At 64.2% G+C, this 24,617-nt stretch carries 25 protein-coding genes and 1 tRNA gene; 8 read left to right on the top strand and 18 right to left on the bottom strand.

What is annotated here, in order from left to right; genetic code table 11:
* Nucleotides 1-155 precede the first annotated feature (155 nt).
* From VB672_RS07525 to VB672_RS07510, 4 genes are all read right to left on the bottom strand, one after another.
* Nucleotides 156-1,073, bottom strand: a complete 918-nt coding sequence (locus VB672_RS07525) for a hypothetical protein (RefSeq protein ID WP_329783557.1) — start codon at nucleotides 1,071-1,073, stop codon at nucleotides 156-158.
* A 15-nt stretch (nucleotides 1,074-1,088) separates the two neighbouring features.
* On the bottom strand, nucleotides 1,089-1,292 hold the full coding sequence (locus VB672_RS07520) for a DNA-binding protein (protein ID WP_329783556.1): 204 nt from the start codon (nucleotides 1,290-1,292) through the stop codon (nucleotides 1,089-1,091).
* 360 nt (nucleotides 1,293-1,652) lie between these two features.
* Nucleotides 1,653-2,012: a hypothetical protein gene (locus VB672_RS07515; RefSeq protein WP_329783555.1), complete on the bottom strand. Its 360-nt coding sequence runs from the start codon at nucleotides 2,010-2,012 to the stop codon at nucleotides 1,653-1,655.
* Between the two features lie 227 nt (nucleotides 2,013-2,239).
* Nucleotides 2,240-3,619: a tyrosine-type recombinase/integrase gene (locus VB672_RS07510; RefSeq protein ID WP_329783554.1), complete on the bottom strand. Its 1,380-nt coding sequence runs from the start codon at nucleotides 3,617-3,619 to the stop codon at nucleotides 2,240-2,242.
* Nucleotides 3,620-3,755: 136 nt separating this feature from the next.
* Between VB672_RS07510 and VB672_RS07505 the strand changes: the two genes are divergently transcribed.
* Nucleotides 3,756-3,842 (top strand) — tRNA-Phe (locus VB672_RS07505).
* Nucleotides 3,843-4,197: 355 nt separating this feature from the next.
* A complete protein-coding gene (locus tag VB672_RS07500) occupies nucleotides 4,198-4,500 on the top strand; it encodes a hypothetical protein (protein WP_329783553.1) in 303 nt (100 codons plus the stop codon).
* Nucleotides 4,501-4,507: 7 nt separating this feature from the next.
* On the opposite strand, the gene VB672_RS07495 is transcribed toward VB672_RS07500, so the two are convergent.
* On the bottom strand, nucleotides 4,508-4,708 hold the full coding sequence (locus VB672_RS07495; protein WP_329783552.1) for a hypothetical protein: 201 nt from the start codon (nucleotides 4,706-4,708) through the stop codon (nucleotides 4,508-4,510).
* 469 nt (nucleotides 4,709-5,177) lie between these two features.
* Here VB672_RS07495 and VB672_RS07490 point away from each other — a divergent pair, with 469 nt between their 5' ends.
* Nucleotides 5,178-5,543: a hypothetical protein gene (locus VB672_RS07490; protein ID WP_329783551.1), complete on the top strand. Its 366-nt coding sequence runs from the start codon at nucleotides 5,178-5,180 to the stop codon at nucleotides 5,541-5,543.
* Here VB672_RS07490 and VB672_RS07485 read toward each other — a convergent pair.
* A complete protein-coding gene (locus VB672_RS07485) occupies nucleotides 5,512-6,015 on the bottom strand; it encodes a hypothetical protein (RefSeq protein ID WP_329783550.1) in 504 nt (167 codons plus the stop codon). The genes VB672_RS07490 and VB672_RS07485 overlap by 32 nt on opposite strands.
* Nucleotides 6,016-6,961: 946 nt before the next feature.
* Here VB672_RS07485 and VB672_RS07480 point away from each other — a divergent pair.
* Both VB672_RS07480 and VB672_RS07475 read left to right on the top strand, forming a co-directional pair.
* A complete protein-coding gene (locus VB672_RS07480; RefSeq protein WP_329783549.1) occupies nucleotides 6,962-7,828 on the top strand; it encodes a hypothetical protein in 867 nt (288 codons plus the stop codon).
* 354 nt (nucleotides 7,829-8,182) lie between these two features.
* The gene (locus VB672_RS07475; RefSeq protein WP_329783548.1) at nucleotides 8,183-8,416 is read left to right on the top strand and encodes a hypothetical protein; all 234 of its coding nucleotides are present in this window, start codon (nucleotides 8,183-8,185) and stop codon (nucleotides 8,414-8,416) included.
* Between the two features lie 162 nt (nucleotides 8,417-8,578).
* Here the strand turns inward: VB672_RS07475 and VB672_RS07470 are convergent, their stop codons facing one another.
* On the bottom strand, nucleotides 8,579-8,803 hold the full coding sequence (locus tag VB672_RS07470; protein WP_329783547.1) for a hypothetical protein: 225 nt from the start codon (nucleotides 8,801-8,803) through the stop codon (nucleotides 8,579-8,581).
* Nucleotides 8,804-9,134: 331 nt separating this feature from the next.
* Between VB672_RS07470 and VB672_RS07465 the strand changes: the two genes are divergently transcribed.
* Nucleotides 9,135-9,551: a hypothetical protein gene (locus VB672_RS07465; protein ID WP_329783546.1), complete on the top strand. Its 417-nt coding sequence runs from the start codon at nucleotides 9,135-9,137 to the stop codon at nucleotides 9,549-9,551.
* Nucleotides 9,552-9,636: 85 nt separating this feature from the next.
* Here the strand turns inward: VB672_RS07465 and VB672_RS07460 are convergent, their stop codons facing one another.
* The 9 genes from VB672_RS07460 to hutI form a co-directional block, all read right to left on the bottom strand.
* The gene (locus tag VB672_RS07460) at nucleotides 9,637-10,734 is read right to left on the bottom strand and encodes a hypothetical protein (protein ID WP_329783545.1); all 1,098 of its coding nucleotides are present in this window, start codon (nucleotides 10,732-10,734) and stop codon (nucleotides 9,637-9,639) included.
* A gap of 211 nt (nucleotides 10,735-10,945) precedes the next feature.
* The gene (locus VB672_RS07455; RefSeq protein WP_329783544.1) at nucleotides 10,946-11,737 is read right to left on the bottom strand and encodes an ABC transporter ATP-binding protein; all 792 of its coding nucleotides are present in this window, start codon (nucleotides 11,735-11,737) and stop codon (nucleotides 10,946-10,948) included.
* The gene (locus tag VB672_RS07450) at nucleotides 11,734-12,510 is read right to left on the bottom strand and encodes an ABC transporter permease (protein ID WP_329783543.1); all 777 of its coding nucleotides are present in this window, start codon (nucleotides 12,508-12,510) and stop codon (nucleotides 11,734-11,736) included. The genes VB672_RS07455 and VB672_RS07450 overlap by 4 nt, the downstream gene beginning before the upstream one ends.
* Nucleotides 12,511-12,613: 103 nt before the next feature.
* Complete coding sequence (locus tag VB672_RS07445) at nucleotides 12,614-13,555, bottom strand: ABC transporter substrate-binding protein (RefSeq protein WP_329783542.1); 942 nt, start codon at nucleotides 13,553-13,555, stop codon at nucleotides 12,614-12,616.
* 181 nt (nucleotides 13,556-13,736) lie between these two features.
* A complete protein-coding gene (locus VB672_RS07440) occupies nucleotides 13,737-14,315 on the bottom strand; it encodes a HutD/Ves family protein (protein WP_329783541.1) in 579 nt (192 codons plus the stop codon).
* The gene (gene hutU / locus VB672_RS07435) at nucleotides 14,315-15,979 is read right to left on the bottom strand and encodes a urocanate hydratase (RefSeq protein ID WP_329783540.1); all 1,665 of its coding nucleotides are present in this window, start codon (nucleotides 15,977-15,979) and stop codon (nucleotides 14,315-14,317) included. Before hutU ends, VB672_RS07440 begins: the two co-directional genes overlap by 1 nt.
* A 16-nt stretch (nucleotides 15,980-15,995) precedes the next feature.
* On the bottom strand, nucleotides 15,996-16,826 hold the full coding sequence (hutG, locus tag VB672_RS07430; RefSeq protein ID WP_329783539.1) for an N-formylglutamate deformylase: 831 nt from the start codon (nucleotides 16,824-16,826) through the stop codon (nucleotides 15,996-15,998).
* A complete protein-coding gene (hutH, locus tag VB672_RS07425) occupies nucleotides 16,823-18,373 on the bottom strand; it encodes a histidine ammonia-lyase (protein ID WP_329783538.1) in 1,551 nt (516 codons plus the stop codon). The genes hutG and hutH overlap by 4 nt, the downstream gene beginning before the upstream one ends.
* Nucleotides 18,370-19,572, bottom strand: coding sequence for an imidazolonepropionase (gene hutI, locus VB672_RS07420; protein ID WP_329783537.1), 1,203 nt, complete (start codon nucleotides 19,570-19,572; stop codon nucleotides 18,370-18,372). The genes hutH and hutI overlap by 4 nt, the downstream gene beginning before the upstream one ends.
* 150 nt (nucleotides 19,573-19,722) lie before the next feature.
* Between hutI and VB672_RS07415 the strand changes: the two genes are divergently transcribed.
* Nucleotides 19,723-21,081 carry a formimidoylglutamate deiminase gene (locus VB672_RS07415; RefSeq protein WP_329783536.1) on the top strand — a complete coding sequence of 453 codons (1,359 nt, stop codon included), beginning with the start codon at nucleotides 19,723-19,725 and terminating at the stop codon, nucleotides 21,079-21,081.
* A 7-nt stretch (nucleotides 21,082-21,088) separates the two neighbouring features.
* Nucleotides 21,089-21,793: a histidine utilization repressor gene (gene hutC, locus VB672_RS07410; RefSeq protein WP_329783535.1), complete on the top strand. Its 705-nt coding sequence runs from the start codon at nucleotides 21,089-21,091 to the stop codon at nucleotides 21,791-21,793.
* 233 nt (nucleotides 21,794-22,026) lie between these two features.
* On the opposite strand, the gene VB672_RS07405 is transcribed toward hutC, so the two are convergent.
* Both VB672_RS07405 and VB672_RS07400 read right to left on the bottom strand, forming a co-directional pair.
* Nucleotides 22,027-23,187 carry a cystathionine gamma-synthase gene (locus VB672_RS07405; RefSeq protein WP_329783534.1) on the bottom strand — a complete coding sequence of 387 codons (1,161 nt, stop codon included), beginning with the start codon at nucleotides 23,185-23,187 and terminating at the stop codon, nucleotides 22,027-22,029.
* Nucleotides 23,187-24,560 carry a pyridoxal-phosphate dependent enzyme gene (locus VB672_RS07400; protein ID WP_329783533.1) on the bottom strand — a complete coding sequence of 458 codons (1,374 nt, stop codon included), beginning with the start codon at nucleotides 24,558-24,560 and terminating at the stop codon, nucleotides 23,187-23,189. Before VB672_RS07400 ends, VB672_RS07405 begins: the two co-directional genes overlap by 1 nt.
* Nucleotides 24,561-24,617 lie beyond the last annotated feature (57 nt).

The following is a 24,617-nucleotide window of genomic DNA, read 5'->3' as shown; positions in this document are numbered from 1 at the left end:
CCCTGGCCCCCGCCGCCGAGCGAGAGAGCGGCTTTGCCGCTCCACTCCCGAAGGGAGAGAGGCGCCGGCCACATGGGTTTCCACCCAAGGACCGAAGGCCGGCGCCTGGCGCGGCAAGGGGAACTCTGGAAATCTCGCCGCGCAATTTCATTGAGCTACTCCGCCGCGTCGGGGAGCTCGTCCTCGACGGGGACGATCTCGACCTGTGGCGTCCGACCTGGCGCGGCCTTCGCGTAAGCCTCAAGCCGTGCGAGAGCCTCGAGGACCGATCGGGAGTCGCCGCTATGGAGTGGCTCAAAGAACGGAGGCTGGTCTCCGACTCCGGGGAGGTGGAGCTCCGTCTCGTAATCAGCAATCAGGCCGGCGCTTACCGCGGGGAGGAACTTCCGGCGGACAAACCGACGCCGATAGAGCTTCCGCTCCGACCGATCGGGCGAGGCCGGGAGCGTCCCCGTTCCGTCGCCGTTGTCCTGCACTTGCTTCTGAGCCTCGTCGGGGAGGATCTGGCCGGTGGGATGGGTCCAGAGCTCGACGCGCTCCTCGCTGAGAACAACGCGAGGGAGCGAGCGCCTGGTGAGCTCCTCCTCGATCGTCGCGATCGGCTCGACGCCGTCGGGGCGTGACGCGTTGAGCTCCTCGATCGCGATATCGGTCTCGGCCTTTTCGCGAACCGCAAGCACGATGCCGCGCGAGAGCTCCGGAACGTTCTCGAGAAAGATCTTACGGGTTCGGTCTTTCCGAGCGAGGACCTCGTCGCGCTTCTGGTTCCAACGCTCGACGATCTCTCGAGCGAGCGCCTCGCGTTCCTCTGCCTCGAGGTTCGCGACGGCTTGGTTAGCGTAATTGAGATCTTTCTCGAGCGCCTTGATCTCGGCGTCGAGCTCCTCGACGCGCTCGCGATCGAGACGGCGGAACGCGGTCTCTTTATCGCCTGTGAGGTTCGTTAGGCGCGAAGCCTTCGCATCCCGATCCTTGATCGCCGCGTGGAGCTCGACCTCGATCTCTGCGCTCCCGCGCTTGCCTGTGACGGCGGCCGCTACGGCCTTCACTGCGGACTTAATGGAGTTCTTCATCTGTCGTCTCTCCCGTTACGCTGCGCGGCCGCTGTGGCGAGCATTGGCGACGGGGAGAGCGTTCAAGAAGCGGTCGTAATCGATTTTGAGAACAACCGTCCGACGACCGGCTTTGCGAGCGATCAGATCGCCCGCCTTGATAGCTTCATAGAGCTTCGAACGGCCGAGGGGGCCGGCCTTTGCGAGTTCGTCGATACTGAATGCTGGTTTCTCAAGCATTTGTTCTGCCTCCAATGTACGCCGGCGGATTTGTCGGCGGTCGGAGGCAAAATGACGTAGTGGTGATCTAGATGTGAAGTCGGGTGAAAAAAATATTTCGATCGGAAATCCGCGCACCAGCGATGCTTTCCGATTTTATCATGGATAGAATTCGGAAAGCGTCATAATTACCAATGAATGAATACTTAGATGCTTTGTCTAACAATGACTTATTTCATTCAGAGAGCCGATTTCCGATCGGATAATGGGCAAGAAATCGGAAATTGACCCAAATAATCGGAAGCCGTAGCTTGTGGATAAAATAAAAGCGGCGATCCAAAGTTCGCCGCTTCTTTGGACACCAATCGGAATCGCCGTTACTTAATTGCCGTTGCGCGTGCGCCAAGCCTCAAGCGAGGCCGCGCCGAGGGCGAAAGCCTCGTCCTCGAGCGCGGCGATTGCCGGCTCGTCTAGGAGTACTTGGATCTTTTCCTCGATGTCGTTCTCGGCGGCTGGTGACGGGAGAAGGAACGACGCCCGGAGGGGTTCGAGATAGGGATCCGCGTCGACTGGAAGCCAGTCGACAAAGATCTCGCCGTCGAGGATGCCAATTTCGACGACCTGGCCGCCGGCCTTTATTAGGCGATCACGAAAGTTAAGTACGGCGATGGAGATTAAGGGTGTCCGAGAGCGAACAGACGTGACACGTGACCGCGATCCCGTACAAAAGCGATAAGCCATTGCGCAATGCCCCTAAGGTTGGCGCGTGGTTAGGGCCGTCGAGGTGTTGGTCGCACCTCGGCGGCTCGCTTTTTTAGGCGGACCGGAATCGCTTTGTCTGTGGCGGAAATGACTCGCCTCGACACTTTCAAAAAGCCGCTTCTCGCTTTCCGATTACTGAGAGCGGAGGCCAGTCATTCTCCGATCGGATTGGCGTTGAGCGATTGAAGCTCCGGCGGAGCCGAAGCCTATCCTAACCGACTTGAATTGGCCCGGAGCGGGACAATGTCGGCGCCTGTCTGGCGCCCCTCAAGGATTGAGCTCAGAGCATCGTTCCAGAGGGAAAGCGCGCGGCGCTTCTCTCGAGCGCGATCGTAAAGGTCGTAATGAACCGCGTTCACTCCCTTCGGAGTGTGGTTCAAAACAGCCTCCCGATCCTCGCGAACCACGCCGAGCTCAGAGAGCCGGGTATTGAGTGTGCGCCGAAGATCGTGAGGGGTTGGCGGGACCTTGCGCCAAGTTTCTACGGCCTCCTCGTGCGCGGGAGAGGCTAGGAGGGCGGCCTTAGCCTCCCTCCGCTGTAGGCGCTCCTCCGGCGTCTTTATGCGGACTTCGGAGGCTAGGTCCTCCCCAGGCTCGAGGCCGGCCTGAAAGCGCATCATTGCGACGCTCAAGGCGTGGCCTTTGATTGGAGCGTCCGACACGGCGGTGGAGGGGAATAGCCAGGGGCTCTCGCCGGCGCGCTGGAAGGCCTCGAGGACGGCCTCTCTAGCCAACCCGACGAGAGGGACATAGTGAGCGCGGCCGTTCTTCGACCGCGCCGCCGGCAGGATCCAAGCCGACCGGGACGGGTCGTCGAGGTATTGGAACTCGGATTTTGCCGCTTCCGCGATCTCGCTGACGCGAGCGGCCGTCGTAGCCGCGATTCGGAGCGCCAGGCCGGCTTGGTAAGAGACCGGCGGGAGGATGATTCCCGCCCAGAAAAGCTGGAGCTCCGCGTCGGAGAGGACCCGCTCGCTTACGTTCTCGACACCTCGTTTCCGGAGGCGCGTACAGGGATTCGCGCCGAGGAGCTCACAATCGACCGCGAAGGAAAAGACCTTGCTGATAAGCGCCTGGATCCGGTTCGCTTGGGTGCTTAAGCCGCTCGAGATCATTCCCTCTAAAAGGGCGATCACATCGCTCCGGCGGATCTCGTCAAACCGGCGATCCCGCCAGTGGGGTAGTACGTGAAGCTCGAGGTTCCGATCGTCTCGAGGCGCCGAGCGCTTAAAGCGGTAGGCGTGTTCCCGGAGATACCGGCTCGCGAGTGCTCCGAACGTCTTGGTATCAACCTCCTCACGCTCCTTCTTCTTCTCAGTGATCGGGTTGCGGCCAGACGCGACGAGCCGGCGCAATTGGTCGACGCGTTCCCGGGCGTCGGCGAGTGTAACGTCCGGATATGACCCGAGGGTCATCCGCTCGTCTCTATTCGTCAAAGGATCGCGAAACCTAAAGGACCAGGATTTTGCGCCAGAACTGGACACCCGAAGAGCCAAGCCGCTACAGCGGGCGTCCGAGATCTGGATACGGCCGGTTTCAGGCGCGGCGATCGAGCGCACCAGGGCGTCGGTAAGGGACTTTTGCACGAGCGTCTCCGGGTGGTCGGACCTCGAGCGTTGCGTCCCGGGGACACGCCGGGGACGCAAAATCGCTGGATGACCGTGGACAAGCTCGAACAGTAGAGAACGAAAAATGCTTATTATGCAAGAGGTTGCTTATTCCGCCGGCGTCCACAATTGTCCACTAAAATCCGGAGCTACGCGACTGAAAATCGCAGTGTCGGTGGTTCGATTCCGCCCCTGGGCACCACTTCGCACAATAACTTGCTGGTTCTAGACCACTTCTCAGAAGCGGGGCTCTCAAGGTGGGACTCAGCTTCGACCCCCAAGGCACTCGCAGCCAGCCGATTTTGCTCCGCCGCACGCGTGTAGCGATCCACCTCCTTTGACGTCGTTTGACCGCATGCTTTGGATCTTAGCCGCTGCGACGCTGAGTTTTCTCAAGTTTACGAATGATCTTCTTCCCCTCGTTTGAAGATCTGAATTTCCCGATCTGGTCGATCCCGACATGGACCTGCAGTTCAATGCAAGATAAACTCTCGCAAAAGCGCAGGCACGCCAACAGGGGGAGGGTCACACTCCCCGGCAGCTTTCGGGGGCACTCCATGTTCACATTCCTGGCTCAATTCTTTCTTGGAGAGCCGCCGAAGGAGCAGGGCTTCGATATTGGAGCCATCTATCACTCTCCAAACCTGCACGCCTTTTTCATGTTCGGTCTCATTTTGCTCTGCATGTGCCTGGCCCCGGCAGTAATGGCCCTCTGGAAGTCTCATCGACAGGGATGGGCGCTTGGGATCGGGCTTAGCCTTGTTATCGGAGCTGCGCTTGCCACGGGCGGCGTTTATGCCAGCGGGTATTCGGAGGCAAAATATCCACGCCTGCAAGCGAAGTTAGTAAAGAGCCCCTGACATTCGCCTACCACAGGAAGCGGGCGGGGCTATAGGGATCCCAGGACAAGGTGAAGAGGTAGCCGACCACCAAAGCGAGGAGGCCGATGTTCACGAGGGCGAACGCGAGCAGGATGATCCGTGTCCGTCTCTCAAATCCGAACAGGCTGAACTGAGCAACTTCCAGCGTCCTGGCTCGATCCTGTTCGTCGCGGCGCTCATCGTCCATGGGCGATCTCCGAACTGACTCAGCTTTACCAGCCCGACGCGTGCGGCAGAAGATCACCCAGAATTTCCGAAGTCGGCTTTGCTGAGCCGGTCGCCTCCTTCCGGGCGCCCGATGGTCCGGTTCTATGCACCCGCGATTGCAGGGCTCTTGTTCATTGGGATCGGGCCCGCCTCAGCGGAACCCGATCGGCCGCGTTTCGCAGCGAAGGCCTTTGCCATGGAGGCCTGGGTGGCGCAGTCGCTGTAGAGATTGCACATGCACCGCCCCCTTCGTGATTCCGAACCTGCCTCTTAGCGGCGTCTCCCGGGGGCTTCCTCGGGGTTTCGCCCGGCCCCTTGCCCGCACCAAGCCCGGAGTAGCCGTCATCATACCTCAGGATAGGGAACTGACAGCCCAGGTAAGAACTTCTTGAAGCGACAGTCATGAGGCCCTGGCCCCGTCGTTCGCAGGGCTCATTTGGTGGACAGACATGCTCTGGGTCATCCTTCTCCTCGGCGCCGCCGGATTGGGCGGCGGCTACGCAGCCGAACGGGCCATCGTCCCGAAGCTTCAGTATCGGCCTGGTACGCCCAATGAGGTGGTGGAAAAATGTCGCCAAGCGGTCATCGCAGCGGCGCGCGCGCATGCCGCCGCGTCGGACGCGAGGTTGGTCCGCGTGGATGCCACCAGCGCCGGCGAAATGCGGCTCGCCCGAAGCGGCCAGCGGGCGCCGGTGGAGATTGGGATCGTCTACTCACGTCCCGGCGGGCGGGAAGCCCGCCAAGGCGTCATTGAATGTCGCGTCAATGCTCGCGGGCAGGCGGCTATTGCGGATCTTGCAGGCGCAGCACGCTAGGCAATTCCTGCGCCCGGGCAAGCGGCGCCGACTGGCGCGGAGCCGGATTGGCCTGCCGGGCGACTGCGCGCGATGCAGCATCGCGTCGGACGAGACGTTGCGGCGCGCTCGCCGTGACGGTTCTCTGAATGGATCCCGTGGTTCCCGGTGCCGTTCGGCGCGTGCTTTGGCGGCGAATCGCGGGTGAGGCGGCAGTCGTGGCGGGTTGCTTTGGCTCGGCCTTCGACGCGGTGCTCGGCCCAGGGTCAGCAGGTTTAGCATTACCGGCCTCCTTCAGGCGAGCGAGTTCAGCCTCGGCCGTATCGCGCGCCTTGAGAGCTGCCTCAAGTTCGGCCCGGGCGGAAGCCGCTTCCGCCCGCGTCCTTACCAGCTCCTCGAACAGATTCGCGCGAACCCGATTGAGCCGGGCGACTTCGTCCTCTGGGGATGCGACGCCGCCTGTGACTGAGACGATGCTAAGTCCAATGGCCACTACAACTGTCCTGGCAGTAGAGCGCAGGATCGCTTTGCTCTGTGAACATGACATCCGGGACCTCCCAACGGTATCCATCACGGCACGATGTCGAGCGAGGAGCGATCCTGCGCCCCCAGCTAACCGTCAGATAGAGCCGGAGAAGGGGTAACTCCTATTGTCCTTGATGCTCTGCCTCGACCATCTTCAGCAGGATCCGATCCGGTGTTTCCATCCGCCATTTCTCGGACCAGGTGCTGATGGATTGGCCGGTGAGTTCGAAGACGGCGATCGATCGCGGGAGTACGTCATGCCAAGGGTATAGATGAAGGGGTAAGGAGAGTGTTCCAGGGGCTCACGGAACCGGCCCAAAGACATGTCGCCTAGGCGTTGCTCACGGTTGCTCCATATCTTCCCTGGCTACTCGGAGGACAAGAGGAAAGGCATGCTTGCATGACGAAGCTCGCCCTGTATGTGCCCTTAGAAGCGCGGCCGGATAGAGAGACGAGGCAGCCGAGCTCCTTCGGTCACTTTTTCCCCTCGCTGAAAAGGAGCCGGGCACAACTACTTGGTATGCGGTGCGGTTTGATCACAACACCTTCGCACTTTTTGCCGCTTTCCAGGACGAAGCTACGCGGGACGCCCACTTAGCCGGTGAAGCTCTCGTGACCTTGATCCAGCAAGCTCCCGATCTCTTTGTCGATCCGCCCGAGATCGAGCGCTTGGAGATCCTCGCCTACAAGCCTCATCGGGCGCCTTGAAATTCCACCCAAACTGCTGGTCGGACCGGGTGCTGAGGTGTTGGCCGGTGAGCTCACACAAACTTCCCCGGGGAACGGCTTTAGCCGTGAGGGAAGGACACCCCTACGCCTCTGGAAGAGAAGAGGGAGGCCTGGGGAGGGCCTGGTAAGGTTTCATTTACCCCGAAATGGGTACTCCCTAAGGAAGAATGGAACCTGAGCCTTGCTTGAGCGTCTTCATCTGCATACGGGCTGATATTCTTCAGTCTACCTCAGAAATCATGCGTATTGTAGGTGAAAACATGAAGCGTTCGCACGCTCTTGCCTTGTCTAGTGCTGCTCTCTTCTTAGCGATATCGGCCCCATCTTACGCACAAACCTTTAGGGCAGGGCAGCAGTGCGTGCCGGCCGTGGCAGATGCCTCCAGTTACCAGAACTGCCGTCTGCATATCGTGCAAGGACAAGAGGTCTGCCGTTGCGCCATCCGTCCTCAAGCCCTGCGCCGCATCGACCGGCAGAGGGCGCAGGATGCAGACGAAGCCGTGACCGGATCGATCGGAAGCCGTCCTGCCCTTCTTCCGGGATCGGGTAGCTCTGGCTTCGGTAATGTAGGTTCCCGCAACAGCGGTGTCGCCGAGGGCACGCTGGGCATCGGCACCTCTGGTTCTGTCAGCGGCGGCACAGCTGCAAGCCGAGCCGGGAGCGTGGCTGACAGCGGCAACTCCGGACGTAGCAGCGCAGGGGCCACAGCTGGTGCCAGCGGCGTCAGCGACAATGCGAATTCCGGTGGACTGAGCGGGAACTCCGGCGGAGCCACCGCATCCGGCAATGCATCCGGTGGAACCGGGGGCATCGGTGGATCGAGTGACGGCCGTGGCAGCGCCGCCGGTGGCCAGGGCAATAACGGCAATGGCCAAGGGCCGGGCAACAACAATGGTCTCGGCAACGGATCGGAGCCTGCGGACAACACCAGCACCGATGTGAAAGGAACTGACCCGTCCAACCCGGGTGGTGGTCGTGGTGGTGATAGCGGCCGAGGCAGCGGTGGCGGCCGTGGAGGCGAGGGCGGGGGCAATGGCGGCGGTCGCCGTTAAGCCGAAGTAGATCGCATATACTTAAAGACCCTTGGCTGCGCGCTCAGCCGAGGGTTTTTGCATTTCGGTCTGCTGCAAGTTTGCATTTCCACGTGGCGTCTCCTCCAGTGAGAAGGCAGGACAGAGGAGCCAAGAAATCGCTAGGGCTCGAAGCGTAAAAGCCTCATGATTTCGGCTCTTTTCCATCCAAAGCTTCGAAGCCAGTTGCGGTGGTCGCAAAGGTGGGTCGTTCCATGAAACTGACCCCTTGTGATGCATCTCACAGTTCAGGCCTTCCATAACGGGCAAAGTCATCGTTCGCCGACGGAAACCATCTTCGGCGGAATTGAGCAGCCCGGTTTGAAAGGACGTCCCATGATCGATTGCCATCCCACCTACGACCCTGGCGACGGGGGCATTTTACCCGGCGTGGATCCCACGACCCTTCTGTTTGAGGGTCCCACACCGTGGTTCATTCCAAGCAACGAGCCTGAGGGCGACTATCCCCCATTCTGCGGCACGCCTCCCGGTCCGATCGGCGACCCTGGCGGCATTCCCCCGTTTTGCGGCACGCCGCCCGGCCCCAGCGATCCGCTGGACTGCTGGTGAGCGAACCCGGAGCGTCGCAAGTCGCAGTCATGCGACGCTCCGACCCTGCGCAATGCTGAGGAACAAGGGTAAAGCGAGCACCTGTCTCGAGCGAACGGCTGCTGCCATTCGCAAGCCCAGATGAGCGATCCGCTGAGCGGTGACGACTGAAGCGCCTGTCGATCAGGATGGGAGCCGGACCGCTTCCTCTTCGTGAACGGGCGCGGCTATCTTCGCCAGCACAAAGGATGATCGGTTGTGCGAGATCTGCCGATGCAGAAGCGAAATGGCCATGCGGGCCAGATCCCTGAACTGCTCCTGGAGGATCTCGGGAGCATCGTCCCAGTCGCCTGGATATTCGGCGCCATAGAACGCCTGCGCGACAAGCTCAACCTGGTCTGGCGTCATGCAAGTCTCCCTGCACCTTTTAACCAGATAGGTACTTGGAGAGGGATTCGTTCCCTTCCTCTTTGGGATTACCACTTGTGAGAAAAGCAAAGTCATTGATATCGTTGAGTCTGCTAATACTTCCGAGCAACGGCCCGCCTTAGGACGATTTCCATAGACGATCTTGAAGCATCCAGGTCGTAAGATCTGCCGCCATTGCTCATGATCATTTTTTACTTCAATGCGACGGGGTGTAAGAATTTTTCTACTACTCTTGGATTACACCTATATGCTATTGTGAACATCGTAACGCAGACCCGCAGCGCGGATCGGGCAATCTGAGACCTGGGCGATGAAGAATTTGGATGAACTGAAGAAGACCATTGCCGCAACATGGCGCGACGACGAGATGGCTTCCTCGGCCTGCTACGGCATCGACGCTTATTCGAAGCTCTGGCCCTACGTGTTCATGGTCAACGACTGGCGGGTCTGGAACGAGAGCGGGCGCGACCTGAACCAGGAGGTCATCCGGTGGCTCGACGAGCAGGAAAGCGACTGGGACTTCTATCACCTGCTCGACGAGTGGGGGCTCGTGGGCTTCAGCGACTTGCAAACCGCGACGCGGTTCAGGCGTCGCTGGTTCGGTGCGCTCAAAGTGGTGTCGTCCTCCGACCACCCATGGAACCCCCATCCGCTCAGCAGCACCTTTGCTCCGAGGGTTGTGGATGAGGCTTCGACGTCGGCTCGCAAGGACAGACACGCGGTCTGATCAGCTCGACGCCAGTCTTATCGCGAGCTCCGTCCTTGGCGCTCGTCGCTCCTTCCAGCAGAGCATTCTCGCCAGTCCGATTGAGTTACTTCTTCGCGCAGATCGCCCGCGCGATCATGCCTTTTGCCGTGTCGCTGGTGGAAAAGCAGTAGACGCCTGTTTCATCCATGTCGAAGCGATCGCCGCGGTTGCAGGTGCCGTTGACCGGATATTCGTCCTGCTCGCAACGCGCCATGCATCGGCCCTGGGATGCGCATTCCTGCACGAAGACGCGAAGGATCGTTCCAGCCGTTCCCGCCTTGCCCTCCGGGCCTGCAGGTCCGGGCGGGCCGACGGGACCCGTGAGGCCTGCCGGGCCGATGGGACCAAGGGGACCCGGAGGTCCGATGGGACCGATGGCACCGGCGACACCCTGCGGTCCAGGCGAGCCGGCAGGGCCCATGGGCCCGATCGGTCCTTCCGCCCCGACAGGACCCGGCGGACCGGCCGGACCAGCAGGACCTGCCGGTCCCGGTTCGCCGCGCGGCCCTGGGGCTCCCTGAGGTCCATGAGGCCCTTGGTGACCGGCTAGCCCCTGCGGCCCCTGGGGACCTGGCGGGCCTGCCGGACCTTCGGGCCCGATCGGTCCTGCCGGCCCCGCAGGTCCGGGCTGCCCGTGAGGAGCGGCTCGAGCTTCCGACGTTCCGGGCGGGCCCTGAGGACCCGCCTCTCCGCGCGGCCCGGGAGGCCCGACCGGTCCTTGAGGGCCCGGAGGTCCCTCAGGTCCCGCGGCTCCCTGCGGACCGGGAGATCCGTCGCGACCGGGTTCGCCCTGAGGGCCGGGCGGGCCCGCTGGCCCCGGCTGAGCCGGTGCGGCGGCCGCCGATTGCTGTGCCGTTCCGGATCCTTCCGGACCTCGCTGGCCGCAGAATCCGACGACCGCCTGCCGCTGCTCGTTCTCCGCCTGGAGGTTCACGATGCAATTGACGGGATGATAGGCAACCCGGAAGGTGAATCGGCCGTTCGCTTCCGCTTTCGTTTCGAACCGCTCGTCGAGAAAAACCGACACCTGCCGGGGTTTGCTCAACCGGCCGACGACGCGCAGCTCGCCGGCGGTGATCATTGCCTGTTCGATGAGGATGTCGGCCATGGCGGGCATGCCGCTGGCGATCAGGATGGATCCGGCTAGCAGGCGCTTGAGCATCGTGCCTTCCCACATCAGAGACGGGAAGGGTCGCCTGAAGGAGCCCGCAGCGTCAATTCACCCGGAAGAGTACCGCGAATGCCTTGTGCGTCGCGGCGGAGGACATGCTAGCGCATCGTGCGGAAAAGTGGCCCCGGTTTTCCGCACGATGCGCCGCTTAAGGGAAGGAGCCTCGGACCCAAAAGTGGAAGCCACTTTTGGGTCCGAGGCTCTAGTGCACGGCTTCCGCCTGCATGGCCTCGACGCGGATCTCCTCCGTCAGCTGCGCCTTCAGGGCGGAGAACTCAGGCGTGGTCTTCATGGTGTAATGGCGGGGATGCGGCAGGTCGACCGGGATGTCGGCCTTGATGCGGCCGGGACGGGCCGACATGACGACCACGCGGGAGGCGAGGAAGATCGCTTCCTCGATGTCGTGGGTCACGAAGAGCACGGTCTTGCGCTCGCGCTCCCAGATGCCGAGCAGGAGCTCCTGCATCAGGCCGCGGGTCTGGTTGTCGAGGGCGCCGAAGGGCTCGTCGAGAAGCAGGATGTCCGGATCGTTGGCGAGCGCGCGGGCGATGGCCGTGCGCTGCTGCATGCCGCCGGAGAGCTGCTTCGGATAATGGTTCTCGAAACCGCGCAGGCCCACCTTCTCGGTGTACGAGGCGACGATGTCCTGGCGCTCCGCTTTCGGCATGCTCTTCTCGCGCAGGCCGTACGCGATGTTCTCGGCAATCGTCAGCCACGGAAAGAGGGTGTAGGACTGGAACACCATGCCCCGATCGGCACCGGGGCCCTTGATCTCACGGCCGTTGAGCATGACGCGTCCGCTGCTCGGCCGGTCGAGGCCGGCGACGATGCGCAGGAGCGTGGATTTCCCGCAACCGGAGGGGCCGAGGATGGTGATGAAATCGTTCTGCGCCACCTGCAGGTTCGTCGGCTCGAGCGCCCGAACGGGCGCGCCGCCGCGCATGCCGGGAAACACGCGCGAGACATTGTCGATCTGGAGGATCGTGTTGCTCATGCGAGCCTCCATGGGAAGAGCTTGCGGTTGAGGGCCTTGAACAGGAAATCGGAGATGAGGCCGATGATGCCGATGACGATGATGCCGAAGATCATCTGGCCTGTGGCGAGAAGCGCCTGGCTGTCGATGATCATGTGCCCGATGCCGGACGACGAGCCGATGAGTTCCGCGACGATCACGTAGGTCCAGGCCCAGCCGAGCACGAGGCGCAGGATCTCGGCGATCTCGGGCGCGTTGGCGGGGATCAGCACGCGCTTGACCACGCCGCTGTCCTTGGAGCCCAGCGTATAGGCGGCCTCGACGAGATCGCGGCGGGTGTTGCCCACGGCCACCGCCACCATGAGGATGATCTGGAAGACCGAGCCGATGAAGATCACGAGGAGCTTCTGCATCTCGCCGATGCCGGCCCAGAGGATGAGCAGCGGCACGAAGGCGGAGGCCGGCAGATAGCGTGCGAAGGACACGAAAGGCTCGAGAAACGCCTCGAAGGACTTGTAGGCGCCCATCATGATGCCGAGCGGCACGGCAACGAGCGCGGCCAGGACGAAGCCGCCCACGACGCGCCAGACCGTGATGCCGATATCGCCCAGGAAACCGAAGCGCGTGAGCAGCAGCCAGCCGTCCTGCACCATGGTGATCGGATCGGCCAGGAACGTGCGGGAGACGAAGCCGCCCAGCGTCGCAAAGGCCCAGGCCGCGAAGAAGAGCACGAAGAAGGAGATGCCGAGCGCGATGCGCGTGCCCTGGCTGACGGGTTCGAGAGGACGAGGCATGTGTGATCTGTTCTGCGATCCGACCGATCGGGCCGGATGATGCGCGGGAAGAAAGAACGATACGGCGGCCGGCAGTCAAACCGGCCGCCGTATCCCGAAGGTGTTACTGGATGAAGCTCGTATCGGCCAGGGCTTCCATGTCCGGCTTCTGCTTGATGATGCCGGTTTCAAGAAGCAGGTCGGCGGCTTCCGCCGAGAAGGTCTTGAACTCGCCGGCGAAGAACTTCTTGTTGGCCTCGCGGTCCTGCCAGCGCAGGAACTGGGCCGACTTGCCGAAGGCCTCGCCGGTCTGCTTCACGTCCGCGCCCATGATCTCGTAGGCCTTGGCCTGATCCTTGGCGATCATGTCGAGGGCCTCGAAATAGCTGTCCGCGAAAGCCTTGGCGGCCTTCGGATTGTCGGCGAGGAATTTCGGCGTGCAGCCGAAGGTGTCCATGACCATCGGATAATCGAGGGTCGTGGCGATGATCTTGCCGGCCTGAGGGGCTGCGCGAACGGAGGAGAGATAGGGCTCGTAGGTCATGGCCGCATCGTTCTGCCCGGCGATGAAGGCCTGAGCGGCCGGGCCCGGCTCCATGTTGACGACGGTGACGTCCTTCACGGACAGCCCATTCTTCTTGAGCATCCAGGCGAGAGCGAAATAGGGCGACGTGCCGGGCGCGGAGGCCGCCACCTGCTTGCCCTTGATGTCCTTGATCGAGGCGATGTCGTTCTTCACCACCATGCCGTCGGCGCCGTAGCTCTTGTCGAGCTGGAAGATCTGCTTGGTGGGAACGCCGTTCGCATTCCATACGATCCAGGTCTCGACCGTGGTGGCGGCGCATTGGATGTCGCCGGACTGGATGGCGAGATGGCGACTGGCCTGCGGGACCTTCTTGATCGTGACGTCGAGGCCGTTCTTCTTGAAGATGCCGGCTTCCTTCGCGAGGGTGAGGGGCGCGAAGCCCGTCCAGCCCGAGATGCCGATGGCCACCTTCGTCTCCTGTGCCGAAGCCGACCCGACCGCCAGTGCCAACACGGCCAATCCACCCAATACCGCCTTCATTGCAGCCTCCGTTCTGTTGATTCCCTGACTCGTTCCGCCGGCCGTTCCCCTGAAAGGTGTTGTCCGCGGTCGGCATTCTTCTGTGAGCGGGCGAATGGCACCATGACGCAGCGGCATTGTCAAATGTATAGACATTTCGACCTGCCACTGTTTTGGGCATCATGCGACAAATATCGCGCTCCTAGGCTTGGTCCGGCGCGATCTCGACGAGGATCGCGCGCCCGGTGCCGGAGAGGACGATGAGATCCCGCGTCGCCTCCAGCATCAGCGTGTCGAGCACTTGAAGCGAATGGATGGTCGAATCGAGCGTCACGTCGAAGGAACCGTCGAGCGCGACGAGAAAGGCCACTGTCGTGTCCTCCGACAGCAGCGCCACGCCGGATTCCACGAACCGGGTCCGGTGCCGGAACTTTCCGCGTCGCGTCATCACGTTGAGGTCGCGGATCGGCCCCACCAGGAGCCGCCCGGCGGTGATGTCGTCTCCCGAAAAGGAGAGCTTGGGAGAGCTCCTGTCGAGCGGATATGCAATGCCCTCCACATCGAGCTCGATGCCGTCGCCCTCGACCACGATCAGTGTGCGGTCAATTCCCGGAAAGGTTGAGAACGGCCCGTCCGACGCCACATCCGCCATGCTGATGCGCCAGCCGAAGGTCTCGAAGGTCGAGCCCTCCGGAAAGGCCGCGACCTCCGCGGTGGTGCCGTGGCCGTTCTTCCAGGGAACCCGGACGAGATCGTGCTGGCGGATGACGCGTGCCGTCATCAGCGCAGGCTCGGCAGGTTGAGGCCGTGCTCGCGCGCGCAATCGATCGCGATGTCGTACCCCGCATCCGCATGACGCATCACGCCCGTGGCCGGATCGTTCCAGAGCACACGCTCGATGCGCTTGGCCGCCTCGGGCGTGCCGTCGCAGACGATCACCATGCCCGAATGCTGCGAGAAACCCATGCCGACGCCGCCGCCGTGGTGCAGCGACACCCAGGTGGCACCGGAGGCGCAGTTGAGCAGCGCGTTGAGGAGCGGCCAGTCGGAGACGGCGTCCGAGCCGTCCTTCATGGCCTCCGTCTCCCGGTTCGGGCTCGCGACCGAGCCGGAATCGAGATGATCGCGGCCGATCACGATGGGGGCCTTCAGCTCGCCTTTGGCCACCATCTCGTTGAAGGCAAGGCCCAGGCGGTGACGGTCGCCGAGGCCGACCCAGCAGATGCGCGCGGGCAGGCCCTGGAACTTGATGCGTTCCTTGGCCATGTCGAGCCAGTTGTGCAGGTGCTTGTTGTCGGGCAGCAGCTCCTTCACCTTGGCGTCGGTTCTGAAGATGTCCTCCGGATCGCCCGAGAGTGCGCACCAGCGGAACGGCCCGATGCCACGGCAGAAGAGCGGGCGGATATAGGCCGGCACGAAGCCCGGGAAGTCGAAGGCGTTGTCGACGCCTTCCTCCTTGGCCATCTGGCGGATGTTGTTGCCGTAATCGAGAGTCGGCACGCCGGCCTTGTAGAAATCGAGCATGGCGCGCACGTGCTCGGCCATGGACTGCTTGGCGGCGTGCTCCACGGCTTTCGGGTCGCTCTCGCGCTTGGCCTCCCACTGGCTCAGCGTCCAGCCCTTCGGCAGATAGCCGTTGATCGGGTCATGCGCCGAGGTCTGGTCGGTGACCGCATCAGGGCGGATGCCGCGCCGGTAGATCTCGGGGAAGATCTCGGCGGCGTTGCCAAGAAGTCCCACGGACACTGGTTTCTTGTCGCGGCAGGACTGCTCGATGATGGCCATCGCCTCGTCGAGCGTGTCGGCGCGCCGGTCGAGATAACCGGTGCGCAGGCGCATCTCGATGCGGCTCGGCTGGCATTCCACGGCGAGGCAGGAGGCGCCCGCCATCGTGGCGGCGAGCGGCTGCGCGCCGCCCATGCCGCCGAGGCCGCCCGTGAGGATCCAGCGGCCGGAGAGATCCCCGTTATAGTGCTGGCGGCCCACCTCCACGAAGGTCTCGTAGGTGCCCTGCACGATGCCCTGCGTGCCGATATAGATCCAGGAGCCGGCCGTCATCTGGCCGTACATCATGAGCCCCTTGCGGTCGAGTTCGTGGAACTTGTCCCAGGTGGCCCAGTGCGGCACGAGGTTGGAATTGGCGATCAGCACGCGCGGCGCATCCGCATGGGTGCGGAACACGCCGACCGGTTTGCCCGACTGCACCAGAAGCGTCTCGTCGGCTTCCAGGTTCTTCAACGCGGCCACGATGCGGTCGAAGCTGTCCCAGTCGCGCGCGGCGCGGCCGATGCCGCCATAGACGACGAGCTCGCCCGGCTTCTCGGCGACGTTGGGATCGAGGTTGTTCATCAGCATGCGCAGCGGCGCCTCGGTCAGCCAGCTCTTGGCCGACAGGTCGGTGCCGTGGGGAGCGCGGATCACGCGGGCATTGTCGATGCGGGTCATGGGACGGATCCTCGGATCAGGCTTTGGATTGGGCGAAGGTGAGACAGGCTTGAAGGATGCGCGTGAGGGCCGCGCGCATGGGCGCCGCGAATTCCTCGTCGTAGGCGCTCGGCCATTCGCCCTCGGAGACGGGGCCGAGCGGCTCCCTCATGTAGCCACGGCAGGCCAGCTCCATCTGGACGGCGTGGACGCCTGCCTCGGGACGCCCGAGGCTGCGCGTGATATAGCCGCCTTTGAAGCGGCCGTTGACCACGTGGCTGAAGCCGCTGCCGGCACAGATCGCCTCGATGGCGTCGGTCAAGACAGGCGCGCAGGTGGTGCCGCCATTGGTGCCGATGTTGAAATGGGGCAGAGTGCCGTCGAACAGGCGCGGAATGACCGAGCGGATCGAGTGGCAGTCATAGATCACCACGTTGTCATGCCGTGCCCGCAGCCGCTCGATCTCGGCGCGAAGCGTCGCGTGATAGGGATCGAAGAAGCGCGTACGCCGCTCGGCGATCTCCTCCGCATTCGGCTCCGTGCCCGGCGCGTAGAGCGGCTCGCCGTCGAAGGTGGTGGTGGGGCACAGCTCCGTGGTCGCCTGTCCGGGATAGAGCGACACGCCGGAAGGGTCGCGGTTCACGTCGATCACCGTGCGGGAGATCGTGGTGCGGATCACGGTCGCGCCGAGATCGGCGGCAAAATCGTAGAGCCGTTCGATCCACCAATCCGCATCCTTGCGCGCGAGCCAGGGCGAGACGAGGCCATGTTCATAGTCAGATGGAATGTCCGTGCCCGTATGCGGCAGGCTCACCACGAGGGGCGCTTCGCCCCGGATGACGCTGAGCCAGTCGGGATGCGCGCTCATGCCCGGACCTCATCCGTCACGAGCGGCAGCACGTCGGCACCGGCCGCATCCGCGAGCGCGCCGGACACGACGAGGGCCGTGGCCTGCTCCATGTCGGGCGCCATGTGCCGGTCGTCGTCGAGATGCGGCACCTGCGCACGCAGCAGCGCGCGAGCGCGCTCCAGGCGCTCGCTCGAAGGCATCGGCGCATGGAAGTCGCAGCCCTGAACGGCGGCGAGCAACTCGATGCCGATCACGTTGGCGGCATTCGCCGCCATCGGGATAAGGCGTCGTGCGCCATGGGTTGCCATCGACACATGGTCCTCCTGGTTGGCGGAGGTCGGGATCGAGTCGACGCTTGCCGGGTAGGCGCGCTGCTTGTTTTCCGATACGAGCGCTGCGGCGGTGACCTGCGGGATCATGAAGCCGGAATTGAGCCCGGGCTTCGGCGTCAGGAAGGCGGGAAGCCCAGACAATGACGGGTCGACCAGCATGGCGATGCGCCGCTCGGCCAGAGAGCCGATCTCGCACAGGGCCATGGCGATCATGTCGGCCGCAAAAGCCACCGGCTCGGCATGGAAGTTGCCGCCTGAGATGACCTCACCGGTTTCCGAGAAGACGAGCGGGTTGTCGGACACGCCGTTCGCTTCGGTGCCGAGCGTCTCGCCGGCTTGGCGCAGCAGGTCGAGGACTGCGCCCATGACCTGCGGCTGGCAGCGCAGGCAATAGGGATCCTGCACGCGGTCGTCGTTGGTGAGATGCGAGGCGCGGATGGCGCTGCCCTGCATCAAGGCGCGCAGGGAAGCGGCGACCTCGATCTGCCCGCGATGACGCCTGAGCTTCTGGATGCGCTCGTCGAACGGCCCGTCCGAACCCTTGGCCGCATCGGTCGCGAGCGCGCCCGTGACGAGCGCCGCCTGGAACACGCGCTCGGCTTCGAACAGGCCGGCGAGCGCCAGCGCGGTCGACACCTGCGTGCCGTTGAGAAGCGCCAAGCCTTCCTTGGGTCCAAGAACGAGCGGCGCGAGGCCCGCGCGCGCAAGAGCCGCCTCCGCCGGCATGCGGGTGCCGTCGACGAAGAACGCGCCGACGCCCATGAGGGCTGCCGTCATGTGGGCGAGGGGAGCGAGGTCGCCCGAGGCGCCCACCGACCCCTGGCCGGGAATGACCGGAATGAGGTTCGCCTTGAGGCAGGCCGTCAGGTGCTCGATGGTCGACCAGCGCACGCCCGATGCGCCCTGCGCGAGGCTTGCGAGCTTGAGTGCCATGATGAGCCGCACCACCGCGGCCGGCAGCGGCTCGCCGACGCCGGCCGCGTGCGAGAGCACGATGTTGCGCTGGAGCGTGGCGAGATCGGCGGTGCCGATGCGCACGCTCGCGAGCTTCCCGAAGCCGGTATTGATGCCGTAGACCGGCTCGCCCTTGGCGACGATCGTCTCGATCGTGTTGGCGCCGGCCTCGATGGCGGCGCGGCAATCCTGATCGAGCGTGATGCCCGCACCGAAATACGCGCGACGCCAATCAGCGAGCGCAACGGAGCCGGGATGAAGCTTTACGTCTTGGGTCACTGTCCCCTCCAGACACGGGCGTGAAGCGGGTTGAAGCCGATGCGGTAGACGAGCTCCGCGGGCCGTTCGATGTTCCAAATCGCGAGATCGCAGGATTTGTCGGCTTCCAGCGTTCCGATCTCGTCGAGCAGGCCTAGCGCACGCGCCGCCTCGCGCGTGACGCCCGCGAGGCATTCCTCGACCGTCATGCGGAACAGGGTCGCGCCCATGTTCATGGTCAGCAGCAGCGAGGTCAGCGGCGAGGTGCCGGGGTTGCAATCGGTCGCCAGCGCCATGCGCGTGCCGGCGTTGCGGAAGGCGGCGACCGGCGGCACTTTCGTCTCGCGCAGCATGTAGAACGCGCCGGGCAGCAGCACGGCGACGGTGCCGGCCTTCGCCATGGCGGCGGCGCCTTCCTCGTCGGTATATTCGAGGTGGTCGGCCGAGAGGGCGCCGTGATCGGCCGCGAGCTTCGCACCGTGCAGGTTGGAGAGCTGGTCGGCGTGGAGCTTGATCTTGAGACCATGCGCCCTTGCGGCCTCGAACACGCGCGCGGTCTGCTCGGGTGAAAAGGCGATGCCCTCGCAGAAGGCGTCGACCGCATCGGCCAGTCCGTCGCGGGCGAGCGCCGGCAGCATCTCGCGGCAGACCTTGTCGATGAAGGCATCCTTGTCGCCGTTCGCCTCCGGCGGCAGGGCATGGGCGCCGAGGAAGGTGGTTATGATGGAAACCGGGCGCTCCTCGCCGAGACGGCGCGCGGCGCGCAGGGAGCGCGCCTCCGTTTCCAGATCGAGGCCGTAGCCCGACTTGATCTCGACGGTGGTGCAGCCCTCGGCGATGAGATGATCGAGGCGGGGCAGGGCGCTGGCGACGAGTTCATTCTCGCTGGCCGCCCGCGTCGCCTTGACCGTCGACACGATGCCGCCGCCGGCGCGGGCGATCTCCTCGTAGGTCGCGCCTTTCAGGCGCAGCTCGAATTCATGCGCCCGGTCGCCGCCGAAGACCAGATGGGTATGGCAATCGACGAGGCCGGGGGTGATCCAGCGGCCCTGGCAATCGATTCGCTCGGCCGCCTCCCAGCCGGTGGGGAGATCCTCCGCCGGTCCGGCAAAGGCGATCCGGCCGTCCCTGGCGGCAACGGCCCCGCTCTCCACGATCCCGAGATCGTCGCCGGCAAGCGTAGCCAAGCGAGCGTTGAACCAGACCCGATCGAAGCGCATGTTCCTGCTCCGGTGAGGTTGCGATAATGTCTATACATAATCGCGGAACATCGGTATTGTCTAGACTTATTCGATCGGCTCTGATGCTCGGGTGCAGGCGTGGCTTTTTGGCGGCTGCGCGTCAGGACCATCAACAAGGAAGGTGTCAGCATGCGCAGGCTCATTCTCGATCATGCCCTGCTGCCGGACGGCTGGGCGCAGCACGTCGGGATCGACATCGAGGATGGGACGATTGCCGCCGTCATGCCGAACGCCTCCGCAGAGGGGCGCGAGCGCATCGCCGGAATCGCGTTGCCCGGCTTGCCGAACCTGCACTCTCATACCTTCCAGCGCGGCATGGCGGGGCTTGCCGAAACGCGCGGGCCGGAAGGGGACAGCTTCTGGACGTGGCGACAGGTGATGTACCGCTTTCTCGGCTCCCTCACGCCCGACGACGTGGAAGCCATCGCGGCCTTCGCCATGATGGAGATGCTGGAAGGCGGCTTCACGGCTCTCGCCGAGTTTCATTACCTGCATCACGATGCGGACGGCCGCGCCTATGCCGACATCGCGGAGCTCTCCGGCCGCATCGCGGCCGCCGCGCGGGACGCCGGCATGGGCCTGACGTTCCTGCCGGTCTTCTATGCGCAGGGCGGCTTCGGCGGCGCGGCGCCGTCCGAAGGTCAGAGGCGCTTCATCAACGATGTGGAGAGCTATGCTCGCCTGCTCGAAGGCGCGCGTCAGGCCGTGGCCGATCTCGACGATGCCGTCGTTGGTGTCGCGCCGCACAGCCTGCGCGCCGTGACGCCCGAGAGCCTGCGCGAGGTCGAGGCGATGGCGGGTGAGGGGCCGATCCACATCCACATTGCCGAGCAGGTGAAGGAAGTCGAGGATTGCCTCGCCTGGTCTAGGCAGCGTCCCGTCGCATGGCTGCTCGACCACGCGCCCGTCGACCGGCGCTGGTGCCTGATCCACGCGACCCATCTCGATGCACGGGAGGTCGAGGGCATCGCCACGAGCGGCGCGGTGGCGGGCCTTTGCCCGATCACGGAAGCCAATCTCGGCGATGGCATCTTCGAAGGGATCGATTACCTCACAGCTGGCGGCCGCTTCGGCGTCGGCTCCGATTCCAACATTGAGATCTCGGCTCCCGGCGAACTCAAGCAGTTCGAATACAGCCAGCGCCTCAAGCACCGCGCCCGCAATGTCCTGGCCGGGCACAAGGGCCAGTCGACCGGGCGCAGCCTCTATGACAAGGCCCTGGCGGGCGGCGCTCAGGCGCTCGGCCGCCGCATCGGGGCGATTGCGGCAGGGCATCGCGCCGATCTCGTGGTGCTCGATCCGAGCCATCCCGATCTCGCGGCCGTTTCAGGGGACCGCTGGCTCGATTCTTACGTGTTCGTGACCGGCAAGGCCGCCATCGACACGGTGTTCGTTGCGGGCGAACCCGTGGTCACGGGCGGCCGGCATGTGAAGCGCGACGCGATCCGCGCCCGCTATGCGCGCGCCATGGCCCGCATCCTGGCATGAGACAAGCATGAAGCATCTGCACCAGCGCATCCGCGACGACATCGAGGCCAAGATCATGTCCGGCGAATGGCCTCCGGGCCATCGCATTCCCTTCGAGCACGAGCTGATGGCGGAATACGGCTGCTCGCGCATGACCGTGAACAAGGTGCTCTCGACACTAGCCGCCAACGGCCTCATCACGCGCCGGCGCCGCGCCGGGACGGTGGTGGCGGAGCCGAGCAGCCAGCAGGCCGTGCTGCAGATCCAGGACTTCGCCCTCGAGGCGGCACGGGCCGGAGTCGAATACCGCTTCAGGATCCTGCACCGCTCCGTCGAGCCCATCGATGCCGCCGCCGCGCAGCGCACAGGTCTTCCGGTGGGGACGAAGATGCTCTGCCTCTCGACCCTTCACGTCATGGACGACGTGCCGCAGGCCTTCGAGCAGCGCCTGATCAATCTCGCCACCGTGCCCGAAGCCGACAAGGAGGCGTTCAAGGACGATCCGCCCGGCACTTGGCTGCTGCGGCGTGTGCCCTGGACGGATGCGGAGCACATCGTGCGCGCCGTCAATGCCGACGGTTCTATGGCGAAGCGGCTGCAGATCCAGACGGGAACCGCCTGTCTCATGTTGGAGCGCAGAACATGGCAGGCGGGCGCCTTCGTGACCGAGGCGCGCATCACCTATCCGGGCGATCGGCACCAGCTCGTCGGACGGTTCTCGCCGGTTGCGTGATTGGCGCGTGTCATCCCCGGCGGTCCGCAGGACCGGGAAGGGGATCCATAGCGCTGAGCGTGCGGGTGGATTCCCTTCCCCTTCGCTGACGCTCCGGCCGGGAATGACACTCACGTCGTCATGGCCGGGCTTGTCCCGGCCATCCCGATTGTCTGAAGCGCAGTGCCTTTCCGATCGGGATCACCGGCACAAGGCCGGTGATGACGAGCAGGATAGAGCGCTTCGGACGACGTTTAAGCCAAAGCCGAGCGCAGATCCTCGATCAGGTCGTCCGCGTCCTCGATGCCGACCGACAGGCGCACGAGCCCGTCGTCGATGCCGAGTTCGGCCCGCACCTCCGGCGGCACGGAGGCGTGGGTCATGATCGCCGGATGCTCGATCAGGCTTTCGACGCCCCCCAGGCTCTCCGCCAGGGTGAAGAGCTGGCAGCGCTCCAGGAAGCGTGTCGCGCCGTCGAGCCCGCCCGCGATGCGGGCCGTGATGATGCCACCGAAGCCCCGCATCTGGCGCTTGGCGAGTTCATGCTGCGGGTGCGAGGCGAGTCCCGGATAAATCACGCCGTCGACGCCCGGATGGCTTTCCAGGAACTGGGCGATCTTGAGCGCCGAGGTGCAGTGCCGCTCCATGCGCAGCGACAGGGTCTTGAGGCCGCGCAGCGCCAGGAAGCTGTCGAAAGGTCCGGAGACCGAGCCGACCGCGTTCTGCAGGAAGGCGATCTTCTCGCGGACCTCCTGGTTCTGGCCCACGATCACCACGCCGCCGACCATGTCGGAATGGCCGTTGAGGTATTTCGTGGTGGAATGCACCACGATGTCGAACCCGAATTCGAGCGGGCGCTGCACATAGGGACTGGCGAAGGTGTTGTCGGCCACGAGCCAGGTGCCGTGCCCGCGCGTGGCGGCAGCAATCGCCTCCAGATCGGCGAGCTTCAGGAGCGGGTTGGTGGGCGTCTCGACCCAGACGAGCTTGGTGTTGGGGCGCAGAGCCGCCTTCACCGCATCGGGGTTGCCGAGATCGACATAGGTGATGTCGAGCCCGGCGGATTTTCTGCGCACGCGCTCGAAGAGGCGGCGGGTGCCGCCGTAGAGATCATCGGAAGCGACGATGTGGGAGCCATGCTCCAGCATGTCGAGCACGGTGGCGCTCGCCGCGAGGCCGGACGAGAAGGCGAAGGCCGCGGTGCCTCCCTCGAGATCCGCGATGCAGCGTTCGAATGCCATGCGGGTCGGGTTCTGCGAGCGGGCATATTCGAAGCCCTTGTGAACGCCCGGGCTCTCCTGCGCGAAGGTCGAGGTGGCGTAGATCGGCATCATCACCGCGCCCGTGGTGGGATCCGGCGACTGACCCGCATGGATGCAGCGGGTGGCGAAATCGAGCTGGTTGCGGGCGGTCATTATGGGTGGATCCGGAAGAAGTTGATGAGGTCGATGCGGGTGGCGAGGCCGACGAAGGAATCGCCGTCCATGATCACCGGCACGAGGCCGGCGGCGAAGAGGGGCAGAAGCTCCTTGACCGGAGCATCGGCGGAGATCGTCTGAAGGCGCGAGACCATCACGTCCCGCACGGGCTTGTCGAAGACGCTCTGGGGAGCGCCCTCGTGGGCGACCAGCGCATCCAGAATGTCGCTCTCGTCGATCAACCCGACCACGCTGCCGTTCTCGATCACGGGAAGCTGCGAGACATCGGAGGAGCGCATGCGGGCGAAGGCCGAGCGCAGGGTCTCACTGGGCGAGACGAAGATGGTGGCGCCTTCGCCGAAGGGGTTGATCACCACGTCCCGCGCGGTGCCGGTCGTCTTGCGGTCGAGCCAGCCTTCCTGGGCGATGAAGGCGTCGTTGAACACCTTCGACAGGTATTTCGCACCCGTATCGCACACCAGGGTGACGACGCGCTTCGGTTCCGTCTGCTCGCTGCAATAGCGTAAGGCGGCCGCCAGCAGGGTACCCGAGGAGGAGCCCGCCAGGATGCCTTCCTTGCGCAGCAATTCGCGGGCTGCCGAGAAGCTCTCCTTGTCGCCGATGGAATAAGCCTTCTTGACCAGGGAGAGGTCGCAGTTCGGCGGCACGAAGTCCTCGCCGATGCCTTCCACCGCCCAGGAGCCCGCCTCGGTCATCTGCCCGGTCTCGACCAGCGGGGCGAGGATGGAGCCCGCCGGATCGGCCAGCACCATGGCGGTCTTGGGCGACGCCTTCTTTAGATAGCGTCCGACGCCCGTGAGGGTGCCGCCGGAGCCGACGCCGACCACGACGGCATCCACGTCACCGTCCATACCCTCGAGGATCTCCGGGCCGGTGCTCGCTTCGTGGGCGGCCGGGTTGGCCGGATTCTCGAACTGGTTGATGTAGACGGCACCCGGCGTCCTGTTCGTGATCGTCTGGGCGAGGTCCTGGTAGTAGTCCGGGTGACCCTTGCCCACGTCGGAACGGGTGATGACCACCTCGGCGCCCAGGGCCTTGGCGTGCAGGACCTTCTCACGGCTCATCTTGTCCGGCACCACGAGAAGGGTGCGATAGCCCTTGCTGGCGCCGACCAGGGCCAGGCCGACGCCCGTGTTGCCGGCCGTCGCCTCGACGATGGTGCCTCCGGGCTTCAGGCGTCCGTCCGCTTCCGCCGCCTCGATCATGGCGCGGGCCGGACGGTCCTTGATGGAGCCGCTCGGGTTGGCGCTCTCCAGCTTCAGGAAGAGCCAGCACGGACCGGTATCGAGATTCGTCACCTCGACGAGGGGAGTCCTTCCGATGAGGTCCAGGGCACCACGGGCGGCCATTTTGCATCTCTCTGATGTAGAATAAATTATTTGTTTCTTTTTTGACGTGAAACAGGT

The sequence above is a fragment of the Microvirga sp. CF3016 genome, assembly GCF_036314085.1.
GTDB lineage: Bacteria > Pseudomonadota > Alphaproteobacteria > Rhizobiales > Beijerinckiaceae > Microvirga.
The sequence above is the reverse complement of the archived record's forward strand: the minus strand, read 5'-3'. Positions and strand labels throughout refer to the sequence as shown.